At 75.4% G+C, this 11,631-nt stretch carries 8 protein-coding genes; 3 read left to right on the top strand and 5 right to left on the bottom strand.

Annotated elements, in window-relative coordinates; translation table 11 throughout:
* Positions 1-2 precede the first annotated feature (2 nt).
* The 5 genes from ABT238_RS35190 to ABT238_RS35210 all read right to left on the bottom strand — a co-directional run bounded on the left by ABT238_RS35190 (position 3) and on the right by ABT238_RS35210 (position 6,599).
* Entirely contained in the window at positions 3-1,808 is a 1,806-nt protein-coding gene (locus ABT238_RS35190; protein ID WP_350571420.1) for an ABC transporter ATP-binding protein, read from the bottom strand.
* Between the two features lie 207 nt (positions 1,809-2,015).
* On the bottom strand, positions 2,016-2,153 hold the full coding sequence (locus ABT238_RS35195; protein ID WP_350571418.1) for a SapB/AmfS family lanthipeptide: 138 nt from the start codon (positions 2,151-2,153) through the stop codon (positions 2,016-2,018).
* Between the two features lie 121 nt (positions 2,154-2,274).
* Entirely contained in the window at positions 2,275-4,854 is a 2,580-nt protein-coding gene (gene lanKC / locus ABT238_RS35200; protein ID WP_350804682.1) for a class III lanthionine synthetase LanKC, read from the bottom strand.
* A gap of 705 nt (positions 4,855-5,559) precedes the next feature.
* A complete protein-coding gene (locus ABT238_RS35205; RefSeq protein ID WP_350804686.1) occupies positions 5,560-6,036 on the bottom strand; it encodes a hypothetical protein in 477 nt (158 codons plus the stop codon).
* Positions 6,037-6,113: 77 nt separating this feature from the next.
* Complete coding sequence (locus tag ABT238_RS35210) at positions 6,114-6,599, bottom strand: FBP domain-containing protein (RefSeq protein WP_350571414.1); 486 nt, start codon at positions 6,597-6,599, stop codon at positions 6,114-6,116.
* 71 nt (positions 6,600-6,670) lie between these two features.
* Between ABT238_RS35210 and ABT238_RS35215 the strand changes: the two genes are divergently transcribed.
* The 3 genes from ABT238_RS35215 (at position 6,671) to ABT238_RS35225 (ending at position 11,516) form a co-directional block, all read left to right on the top strand.
* A complete protein-coding gene (locus tag ABT238_RS35215) occupies positions 6,671-7,240 on the top strand; it encodes a TetR/AcrR family transcriptional regulator (protein ID WP_350804692.1) in 570 nt (189 codons plus the stop codon).
* A 103-nt stretch (positions 7,241-7,343) separates the two neighbouring features.
* Complete coding sequence (locus tag ABT238_RS35220) at positions 7,344-7,982, top strand: HD domain-containing protein (protein WP_350571411.1); 639 nt, start codon at positions 7,344-7,346, stop codon at positions 7,980-7,982.
* 87 nt (positions 7,983-8,069) lie between these two features.
* Entirely contained in the window at positions 8,070-11,516 is a 3,447-nt protein-coding gene (locus ABT238_RS35225) for a LamG-like jellyroll fold domain-containing protein (protein ID WP_350571410.1), read from the top strand.
* Positions 11,517-11,631: the final 115 nt, after the last annotated feature.

Here is an 11,631-nt window from a genome sequence, read left to right on the forward strand (position 1 = left end):
CCTCAGGCGCGTGGTGACGGCCCCGCCTGGCTGGTGACCAGCTCCCGGTAGGGGGCGCAGCGGGCGAGCAGGGTGGGGTGGTCGGCGGCGTCGACGACGGCGCCGCCGTCCATCATGATCACGTGGTCGGCGTGCCGGACGGTGGAGAGCCGGTGGGCGACGACCACGACGGCGCTGCGGCGGGCCAGTTGGTCCACGACCTCGCGCAAGCGCAGTTCGTTGAGGCCGTCCAGCTGGCTGGTGGGCTCGTCGAGCAGGACGATGTCGGCGTCGGCGAGCAGGGCGCGGGCCAGGGCCATCCGCTGGCGCTGGCCCCCGGAGAGGTCGAACTCGCGGCCCAGGACGGTGTCCAGGCCGTGCGGCAGGCGTTCGACGTCCTCGGCCAGCCCGACGGTGGCCAGGGCCCGGGCCAGCTCGTGCTCGGCGGCGGCGCCGGCCCGCCCGAGCTGGAGGTTCTCCCGGGCGCTGGCCTCCAGGAGTGTGAACTCCTGGTCCACGTAGGCCATCCGGGCGCGCAGCGCGCCCAGCGGCCAGGCCCGGATGTCGTGGCCGAGGACGCTGACCGATCCGGCGCCGGGCCTCACGAAGCGGCCGACCAGGGCGAGGGCGGTGCTCTTGCCGGCGCCCGACGGGCCGACGACGGCGGTCAGTCCGGTGCGCGGGATGCTGAAGGAGGCGGAGCGCAGGGCGGCGCGCCGGGCTCCGCTGTGGGTGTAGGAGACGGCGCGGAAGACCACCGCCGGGGCGTCGGGTGCCGGGGTGGGCGCGGTCCGGTCGGCGTCGTCCGGGTCGGCCTCCGGGGGCAGGGCGAGCAGGTCGTTGCAGCGGTCGCGGGCGGCGAGCCCGGCCTGGAGGCGCCCGTACCCGGTGGCCAGCGTGTTCACGGACGGGACGGTCTGCAGCAGGTAGAGCAGGAACGCGGCGAAGGCCGCCACCTGCAGGGCGCCGGCCGCCAGCCGGGCGCCGCCGGTGAGGATGACCGCGATCATCGCGAACTGGTTGCCGAGGGTCAGCACGGCCGGGACCAGGGCGCCCAGCCGGGCTCCGGTCAGCGAGACGGCGCGCAGGTGCTCGGCGTCCTCGGCCAGCACGCGGTCGGCCAGCGGTTCGGCCCGGTAGGCCTTGATGGTGGTGAGGGCCTCCAGGTCGGCGGTGAAGCGCTGGGCGATCCGGCCGACCGCGTCCTGCTGTCCGGTGACGTTGGCCCGCATCCGGCGGGTGATCAGCAGCACCAGGGCGGTGAGGAGGGCGAGGGCGGCCACGGTGACCGCGGTGAGCACCCAGTCGATCCACAGCATGACCGCGAGGGTCGCCAGCACGCTGAGCGCGGCGAGCGGCAGCTGCATCGCCACCTCCACCACCTGGCCCAGCAGTTGGGCGTCGGAGGTGACCCGGGCGGCGAGTTCGCCGGTGCCCCGGGCGCGCACGACGGGCAGCGGAAGCCGCAGCGCGTGGGTCATCAGGGTGGTCCGCAGGCGGTAGGTCATCGCCTCGCCGACCTGTGCCAGCTGGAAGCCGGAGAGGGCCTGGGCGGCCGCGCCGGTGAGGGCGGCGGCGGCCATCATCAGCAGGCCGGGGGCGAGCGAGCGGTGGGCGGAGAAGTCGCCGACGATCCGGCGGACCAGCAGCGGGAGCGCGAGGGCCGCGGCGGTGGCCAGCACGGCGAGGAGCAGGGCGGCGGCGAGGCGGAGCGGCTGGGCGGCGAGTTCGCGGCGCAGCCGGACCTGCGGCGGGGCGGGGGCCGCGGCCCCGGTGGGGGCGTCGGCGGTGGCGGGCGCGGGCCGGTCGGCGACGGGCTGGACGGCCACGGAACACCTCTCTCTGGGCGGGGCTCCCGGGGCGGGGCCGTCGGGCGTCGGACGGCGGGCGGCGGACGGCGGGCGGCGGACGGCGGGCATCGGACGGGTTCGTGAGGGGCGGGGCGCCGGGTGGCGGCGCGGGACCCGGCCGGGCGGTCCGTGGACCATCCGGCCGGGTCGACCGTCACGGGCCGCCCCTGCGGGCGGCCGGTCGGGTCAGAGGCAGAGCAGCGTGCTGACGGTGCTGGTGCCGCAGTTGAGGACGCTCAGCGAGCTGGTGCTGGCGAGGGTGTCGTCGATCGGGGCCGCCTCGGTCTCGGGCAGCTCCAGGGTCTGGAGGTCGAGGATCGCCATGACGTTCTCCTTCGGTGCGCGGTGGATCACCCGGCCGGGCGGCCGGGAGCAGGTGGGGGCGCGCGGTTCGCGCCCGGGGCCGGCGGGCGGTGGGCCCGTCAGCGGTGGTGGGGTCGGTGGGTCACCGGGGCGCGGTCGCCGGCACGGTGAACGGGAGGAACGGGGTGCCCGCGAAGGCGGTGCCGAGGGCCAGCAGCACCCCGGCCGAGCCCGTCGCCAGGTCCGTCGACAGGCGCAGCAGCTGGTCGCCCGGGAAGGCGAGGTGGCCGTGGTAGGGCACCTGGTGCAGCGCCAGCAGCGCGCGGTGGCGGTCGAGCAGGGCCGCGGTGCGCTCCCCCGCGTCCGCGGTTCCGGTCAGCGCGAGGTAGCCGAGGAGTCCGGCCCGGCCGTTGAACAGGCCCGGCTGGATCACGAACTCCGGTTCCGCCGCCTTCCGGATCAGCGTCTGCCGCCCGGCCAGGGCGCTGTCGGGCCGGTGGGCGAGGAGGCCGGCGAGGGCGAGGCCGATCCCGGCGCTGCCGGTCTCGATGTAGGGCAGGACCCGGCGCCGGTCGACCACCTGGAGCGTGCCGTCGGCCACCGTGACGCAGCGGTCGAGGTCCAGTTCCAGCAGGGTCTCGGCCTGGTCCAGCAGGGTGCGGTCGCCGGTGTGCTCGTGGAGGCGGAGCAGGGCGAGGGCGGCGCCCGAGGCGCCGGCCAGCAGCCCGGCCCGGCGTCCGGCGTCGGCGCGGCCGGTCTTCTCCCAGGTCATCGCGGCGCTCCTGGTGGCGGCCAGCGCCTCCTCCAGCAGCCGGTCGTCCCCGGTGGCGCGGGCGAAGTGGAGCAGGGTGAGCGCGATGCCGGGGCCGCCGGAGGCCAGTCCCGGGGCCGCCTCGCCGTCGGCGGCCGCGGCCCGGCCGAGGCGGCCGAGGAGTTCGGACGCCCGCTCGTGCTCGCCCAGCAGGTCCAGGACGTAGGCGACGCCGTGGCCGCCGTGGTACAGCCCGGCCGGCAGGGCGCGGTCGCGGGCGGCGTCGGCCAGCCACCGCACGTGTGCGGGGTCGACGGCGGCCCCGGTCGCGTGCAGGGCGTAGAGCACCCCGGCCGCGCCGTAAGCCAGGCCGAGCGCGCCCTGGGTGAACTGGGCGATGTCGCCCGGGAAGAGCCGGTCGGTGCGCTCGGGGGTGGCCGCCGCGGCGATGCCGGCGGCCAGCGAGTCCCGGATCGCGGGCCAGTCGGCGACCGGGGCCTCCAGCAGCGCGCGGGTCCCGGCGCGGCCCGCGCCCAGTTCGGGGCGGGGCGTGCGGCCGTCCCCGGGCGAGCGGGCGAGGTGACGGCGGATCTCGTCGGTGTAGCCGGACGGCACCGGGAAGCGCCGCTCGATCGCGTCGGCGAGCCGGCCGGCCGCGTCCGGGTCCAGGGCGGTGAGCTGGACCAGCGGGAAGAACAGCCAGAGCCGCAGTGCCGCCAGCCCGTACCGGTCGATGTCCGTCCCGGTGCGGCCGAGCGGGGCGGTGAAGCCGGCCGCGCCCAGCGCCGGGCGCAGGAAGTCCTCGACGGTGCTGGCGAGTTCGAAGTCGATGAAGCACAGCTCGCCGTCCGGCCTGATGATCAGGTTCCGGGGGTGGAGGTCGCCGAAGACCACGCCACGGGCGTGGATCCGCTCCAGGGCCCGTTCGGCCTGGTCGACGACGGCCAGGGCGTCCCGGGTGTACTCCGCGACGGCGTGCTCGTCGGCGTCGGGGTGGATCAGCGGGTAGCGGGCCGTCAGCCACTCGCTCAGCGACTGCCCGGCGACGTACTCCTGGACCAGGAACTCGTGCTCCCAGGCCGTCAGCAGTCCGTGCTCGGCGGGGACTCCGGGGACGCCGGCCAGCCGGGCGAGGACGGCGTGCTCGTTGCGCAGCCGGGTCACCGCGTCCACGCCGCGCTGGTCCAGCCCGGCGAACGGGCGGGCCTCCTTCAGCACCACCGGCGGGCCGTCCTGACCGTCGCGGGCCAGGTAGACGCCGCCCGCGTTGGAGAAGTGCAGCACCCGCTCCACGGTGTAGGGCAGTCCGGTGTCGCGCTGGACCGCGCGCTCGGCGACGGCCGGCGCTATGCACCGCGGCACCGGTGCCCACGGGGGGACGGAGAAGGCCGCGCCGCGCACGTCGGGCACGAGCCGTCCGTCCGGCCCGGCCAGGGCCAGCACCCGTTCGCCCGCCTCGTTGCGGCAGTGGCGTTCGGCGAAGCCGCCGTACCGCAGGTACAGCGGGCCGTCCTTCCAGCGCAGGTCGCTGAGGACGTAGGGGCCCTTGCGACCGTCGAGCAGCGCGCCGAGGCCGTCCAGACATCGCTCCAGCTCGGCGTCGTCCACCGGGTAGAGGGTGCAGAACTTGCCGCTGGAGCCGCGTGGCGCGTACTTGGAGTTCTGCACCTGGAGGATCGGCAGGCCGCGCAGGAACTTGAAGGTCACCCGTTCGCGCAGGCAGTAGGCGAAGACGGTCTCCAGCACCTCCTCGGCGGTCTCGGCGCACGAGGAGACGTGGATCTTCCAGCCCTGGTCCGGGATCCGCACGCCGACCGGGCGCACCACCGCCCACATCTCCAGGTCCCCGCGCTCCCAGCCCTCGGGCAGGGGGCGGGTCACGGCGGAGAACTCCTCGTGCGCTCCCCAGCGCCGGGGCGAGTCGTAGAAGAGCGGGTCGGCGTAGGCGTAGGCCTCGTAGCGGTTGTCCAACGGAACCCTCCTCGTGGCAGGGGTCGGCGTGGGCGGGACGACGCACAGCGGAGAGCGGGAAGCGCGAACGGGAAGCGCGAAGCTCTGGGCGAGGGTGGGGACGGGGAGGCGGAGCGGCGCGGAACGGGACGGCGCCGGCCGGCGATTCCCCGGAGCGGAAATCCGGTATGGCGATCAGGCCATCCGAATATTGGGGCCGCCTCGACCTCGCCGCAACGGCGCGCGTTCCGGCCGTCCGGCCACCGCCGCGCACCCTGCCCGCGCATCGCGCCGCTGCGCGCGCGGGGCGCGGGGCCGCGCGCCGTCCACGGCCTTCCGCCGGCCGCGACGCCACCCGGGAGCGCGCGGGCACCGGAACGCCGGACGGCGTTCACGGCCGACCGGGCGTGTCCTTGAACTGCGGTGATACGGGCGTCCGCGGACGGGCGGGGCGACCGGGAACGAGTCCGGCGCACGCCCGGCGCGCCACCGGGGCGGGCCGCCCGAGGGCCACCCCGAACCGGCCCGTCCCGTTCCGAAAGAACCGAACAGTTGGACGTTTTTCGCTTTCACTGTTCTATTTCGGCAGTATTTCAAGCGGCCGGTAAATTTGTTTTCCCTTGACCTATCGAAGGCCCCATCGGAATGATTCGTTCGCACGAGTCCGACCCCAGGGGCCACGTCCGCCCGTCGGCCACCACGGCGGCCCGCCCCGGCCGGGCGCGGTCAGGCGTCGAGCCGCGCGTAGCCGGCCATGCCGTGCAGGACCACCCCGGCGGTGCGGGCCGTCTCCAGGCTCCGGCCGAGCACCTCCGCGCCCTGCTCCGGGGCGAGGTCCATGAGATCGGGCGGCCAGGTCCCCGGCGGGACGACGAGGACGACCACCGCGGCCCGCCCCTCGGCGGCCGCCATCCAGCCGGGCGAGGCGCGCACCTCGGAAGCCGGTTCCCAGAGCTGCCGGCCGCCCACCAGCACGAGCCGGCTCAGCACGTTCCCGTGCAGCCCCACCACGGCGGTGGTGGCGGGCGGCTCCCCCGCCGCCAGCACGAAGCCGCTGTCCACCGCGCTCTCGACGAACTCCCCGTACAGGCGCGGCCCGATCTCCACGATCAGCTCCGCGAAGGGCGGCCCCGCCGCCCCCGCGCGCACCGCCAGCGCCCAGACCATCGGCACCGATCCGCCGTCACCCGCTTCGTCCGCCATACCCCCTTCAACGAGCCGGCCGCCCGATCGGAGCGGCCCGACCGCCGACCGCTCACGGGGAAGCAGCCCTCCGCCGGCTACGCGGTGACCCTGGCGAGGAAGGCCGCGAGGTTGGCCACCGTCCGGTGGATCCTCTCCTCCACCGTGAGCGACTCGTGGATCCGGGTACCGGTGTCCTTCATGCCGCGCACGTAGAGCGAGCAGGCGAGGTCCGCGCACATGTAGGCGCCCACCGAGTTGCCCTGCTTGCCGGCCCGGCCGGCCCTGGGGGCGACCAGCAGGGAGACTCCCCCGGTGTGACTGGTCACGCAGAGCGAGCAGAGGCTGCGGCGCAGCTGCCAGGAGGCGGTACCGGGCGCGCGCAGCACCACCCCGACCGGGCCGCCGTCCAGCACCGTCACGAGACATCCGCGGTCGGGGGCCCGTGGGTCGCGCCAACCCAGGAAGTCGAGATCCTCCCACGGCCGTTCGGCCAGATCGCGGGGGACGTTCAGGCGGGCGGCCTCGCCCTTGGTGCAGTTCACGAAGGCGGCGCGGATCTCGGGTTCGGTCAACGGCTTCATAGGAGACAAAGTAAATTACCTAGGCCTCCTAGGCAAATGTACAATGGCCCCAGGCGAACGGGAGGACGGACATGGCACGCGCGGGGCTCAACACGGAACGCCTCACCCGGGCGGGAGCGGAACTCGCCGACGAGGTCGGCTTCGACAGGGTGACCGTCTCCGCGCTCGCCCGGCGGTTCGGCGTCAAGGACGCCAGCCTCTACTCGCACGTCAGGAGTTCCCAGGACCTCAAGACCCGGATCGCCCTGCTCTCCCTGGAGGAGCTGGCCGACCGCGCGGCCGCCGCGCTCGCCGGACGCGCGGGCAAGGACGCGCTCGCCGCCTTCGCCGACGCCTACCGCGACTACGCCCGCGAGCATCCCGGCCGCTACGCCGCCGCCCGGCTCGAACTCGACCCGCAGACCGCGCGCGACAGCGCGGCCGGGCGCCACTCCCAGCTGGCCCGGGCCGTCCTGCGCGGCTACGACCTCGCCGAACCCGACGAGACCGACGCCGTCCGCCTGCTCGGCAGCACCTTCCACGGCTACATCGCCCTCGAACGGGCCGGCGGCTTCCAGCACACCCCGCGCACCTCCGAGCAGAGCTGGCCGCGCATCGTCGACGCCCTCGACGCCCTGCTGCGCAACTGGCCCGCCGGCTGAGCCGCCCGCTGGGACGAACAGGCGAACGGGTCTGGCGCCGGGCCGCGGCGACGGGCCAGGGTGGAGTCGGCCACCGAGTGTTCCCCAGCGGAAGGACATCGTGATGAGCGAGACGATCGCGGGCGTGCGGATCCCGGACAGCGCCCTGGCCGCGGAGGCCACCGCGCTGGTGCGGGAGGCCGCCTCCCCGCTGCTGTTCGACCACTCCCGCCGGGTCTTCCTGTTCGGGGCGCTGCGCGGCGCCGAGCAGGGGCTGGACTTCGACCCGGAGCTGCTCTACGTCGGGGCGATGTTCCACGACCTCGGACTCACCGGGCGCTTCGCCCGCACCGACCAGCGCTTCGAGATCGACGGCGCCGACGAGGCCCGCCGCTTCCTGCACGCCCACGGCATCACGGGCGAGCCGGCCGACCGGGTGTGGACCGCGATCGCCCTGCACACCACCCCGGAGATCCCGCTGCACATGGCCCCCGAGATCGCGCTGGTCACCCGGGGCGTGGAACTGGACGTCCTGGGCATCGGCTACCACGCCGTGACCGACGGGCAGCGCGCCGCCGTCACCGCCGCCCACCCGCGGCCCGACTTCAAGAACCGCATCCTCGCCGCCTTCACCGAGGGCATCAGGGACCGGCCCGGCACCACCTTCGGCAACGTCAAGGCCGACGTCCTGGCCCACTACCTGCCCGGTTTCGAGCGCGGCGACTTCGTCGAGGTCATCAAGGGCTCCCCCTGGGCGGAGTGACGGGAGGTCAGCCGGCCCGGGGCGGCCCACGGGGTGTGCACACGCCGGACATCCGCCGTACACGCGACCGGCCTACAGTCCGCCGTCATGAATCGATCATGTTCACGCCGGGACGCACGCCGGACGCGGCTGCGGCACGGCGCCCCGCGCCTCGCGTGGCCGGCCTGGGTGGCGGCGCTCTGCACCGCCGTCGTGCTCACCCTGGCCGGCCCGCCCGCCGGGCCGGCCCAGGCCGGCGGGGTCAGCGGCACCAGCGACCAGGTGCTCTTCGCGGGCGGCACCGGCGGCTACGGCTGCTACCGCATCCCGGCCCTGACCCGCACCGCGGCCGGCACCCTGCTCGCCTTCGCCGAGGCCCGCAAGTCGCCCACCTGCGCCGACCGCCAGGACATCGACATCGTGGTGCGCCGCTCGACCAACGACGGCCGCACCTGGGGCCCCGTCGAGGTGGTGCTCTCCGGCGGCCCCGGCGACGCCGGCCAGCCCTACACCCGCGGCAACGCCGCCCCCGTGGTGGACACCGCCACCGGCCGGGTCTTCCTGCTCTCCACCTCCAACCCCGCGACGCCGACCGGCAAGCGGCTGCCCTGGATCCAGCACAGCGACGACGACGGCCGGACCTGGTCCGCCGCCGAGCAGCTGACCTCGACGTTCTCCGGCGCCACCGACGGCTGGTTCGCCACCGGCCCCGGACACGGCGTCCAGCTCACCCAGGGCGCGCACGCCGGGCGGCTGGTCGTCGGCGCGCACCAGGTCCCGTCCAAGGGCGTGGTGTACGCGGGCGTGCTGTACAGCGACGACCACGGCGCCACCTGGCAGGCCGGGTCGACCCCCAACTCCTACGTGGCGGACCCGGCCGACCCCGGCCAGGCGCTGGTCAACCCCGGCGAGGTCTCCGTCACCGAGCTGCGCGGCGGCAGCGTCTACGCCATGGCCCGCAACCAGATCGGCGGCAGCGCCAACCACCGCACCCGCGCGGTGAGCAGCGACGGCGGGACGACGACGCCCGCCGCCACCGTGGTCCCCTCGCTGGTCACCCCGGACGTCCAGGGCTCCGTGCTGGCCCTGCGGCAGACCTGGCAGAGCGTGTCGGGCGACACCCTGCTGTTCTCCGGCCCGGCCGACCCCAGCAGCCGCAAGAACATGACCGTGCGGTACTCCCTGGACAACGGCACCACCTGGAAGACCCCCGCGAACGGCCTGATCACCGGCAACGCGTCGGGCTACTCCGACCTGGTCGAGGCCGTGACCGGCGAGATCGGGCTGCTCTACGAGACCGGCACGACGTTCTCGGCGGACCAGATCCACTTCCGCACCCTCACCCCGGCCGCGCTCGGCCTGCCCGGCGGCTTCCACGGCACCGGCTCCGACCAGCAGCAGGTCCCCGCCGCGGTCACCACCCCCGACGCGGGCCCGGAGCACGGCGACGCCTACCCGCGCGGCGGCGCCACGCTCGGCCCCGGCCGGTACAACCAGGGCCTGGTGCTGGACGGCGCCGCGGCCACCGCGCAGTACGCGGAGCTGCCCTGGTCGCGCCCGATCGACCCCGGCGCGGGCGACTTCACCTACACCCTCTGGTTCAAGTACCAGGCCACCGCCGCCACCGCCCAGCAGGTCCTGTTCTGGGGCTACGGCGTGGGCGCCGTCCCCCAGGTGTGGCTGCGCGCGCAGCCCGGCCAGGACCGGCTCTACGGCTGGGTGCAGGGTTCCGACGCCGGCACCCCCGTCGCGCTGTCCGACCCGTCGGCGGCGACCGCCTTCGGTGACGGCGCCTGGCACCTGGTGACGCTCTCGCGCACCGGCGGCACCGTCGCCCTCGCGGTCGATGGCGGGACCCCGGCCACCGCCACCGGCGTCACCGGCGCCGTCACCCCCGGCCCGGGCGACCGGACCACCGGGCTGCGCCTGGGCGCCAAGCCCAACGCCGCCGCGGACGACCGCTTCACCGGCGCCCTGGACGAGTTCCGCCTGTACCGCACCGCGCTGACGCCCGCCCAGGTCACCGCGCTGCGGGACACCAACGCGGCCGCGCTGGCGCCCGACGTCGACGCGGCGCTCGGCGTGCGGCTGCCCTTCCAGGTCCTGGACGGGGCGACCGTGCCCACCCGCACCCCGGTCGCGATCGAGGAGGACGTCTCCGGCCACTGCGCCGACGGCACCCTGCTGGGCGGCAAGCCCTCGCTGGTGACCGGCCGGGTCGGGGCGACCGGCATCGACGTCGGCGGCGACCGCCCCGGCGTCCAGGTGCCCTACACGCCGACCCTCGACGTCGGCGCGGGCGACTTCACCTACACCGTCTGGTTCAAGTACCAGGCCGGCACCGGCGACCAGGCCCTGCTCTGGGCCTACGGCTCCACCTCCGGCCAGCGCTCGCTGTGGGTGCGGGCCCAGCCCTCCCAGGACCGGCTGTTCGCCTGGGTGCAGACCGCCACCGCCACCGTCTCGGTGGCCCTGCCGGACACCTCCGCGGCCACCGCCTTCGGCAACGACGCCTGGCACCTGATGGCGCTCACCCGGACCGGCGGCACGGTGCGGCTCAGCGTGGACGGCGGCGCGGGCGCGTCCGTCACCGGCCTCACCGGCTCTCTGACGGCCGGGCCGGAGCAGGGCATCGAGGGCCTGCGGGTGGGCGCCAAGCCCACCGGCACCGACGTGCTGACCGGCTCGCTGGACGACGTCCGGCTCTACCACCGGGCGCTGAGCACGGCCGAGCTGGCGACGGTGGCCGGCTCGCCGGTCGGCAGCAGCGGCTACTACCCGGGCGACCTGCCCGCGCTCTGGTGGAGCTTCGAGAGCCAGTGGACCCAGCAGCACGACACGGTGCGCCTGGACGAGGGGCCGTCCACCCCGGACGGCTCCGTCCACTGCGTCAACGCCCGCGTCGACGGCGGGGCCGGGCTCACCCCGGCCGGCGCGTTCGGCGCGGCGCTCACCCTGGACGGCACCGACGACGACGTCCGGCTGCCCTACCGCTCCGCGGTGGCGCTGGGCGCCGGCGACTTCACGATCAGCAGCGAGGTGCGCTACCAGGCGAAGCCGGCCGACCCGGACCAGGTGCTGCTCTGGGCGTACGGCACGGGCGCCTCGGAGCGGCAGATCTGGCTGCGCGTCCAGCCCTCGCAGGACCGGCTCTACGCGGCCTTCGAGACGGACACCGCGACCACCATGGTGACCGCGGTGGACACCTCGGCGACCACCGCCTTCGGCGACGGGCAATGGCACCAGGTGGCGCTGCGCCGCTCGGGCGGCACGCTGCAGCTGCTGGTGGACGGCGCGGTGGTCGGCTCCTCGGCGGTCCCGCCGGGCTCGGTGACCGTCACCGACGCCTTCGCGGTGAACGGCTTCGAGCTCGGCGCGAAGCCCGACGGCACCAACCGCTTCACCGGCGCGTTCGACGAGTTCCGGATCCACCGCCGGGCGCTGACCGACCAGGAGCTGGTCGCGGTGCACACCACCAACGCCGACCTGGGCACGGTCACCGCCGTCCGGCTGGGCTTCGACTCGCTCAGCCCGACCGGCTTCGCCAAGAGCTGACGCCGGCCCCGGTCCGGGGGCGAAGAAGGCCGTGTTGTGGCCGGTGACGCCGGCCGGGACCATCGAGTACAGCGGCTGGACGGTGCGCGCGAAGACGTCGCGGGCCAGCGACTTG

It is taken from the genome of Kitasatospora sp. NPDC001527, from assembly GCF_040298605.1.
Lineage (GTDB): Bacteria > Actinomycetota > Actinomycetes > Streptomycetales > Streptomycetaceae > Kitasatospora.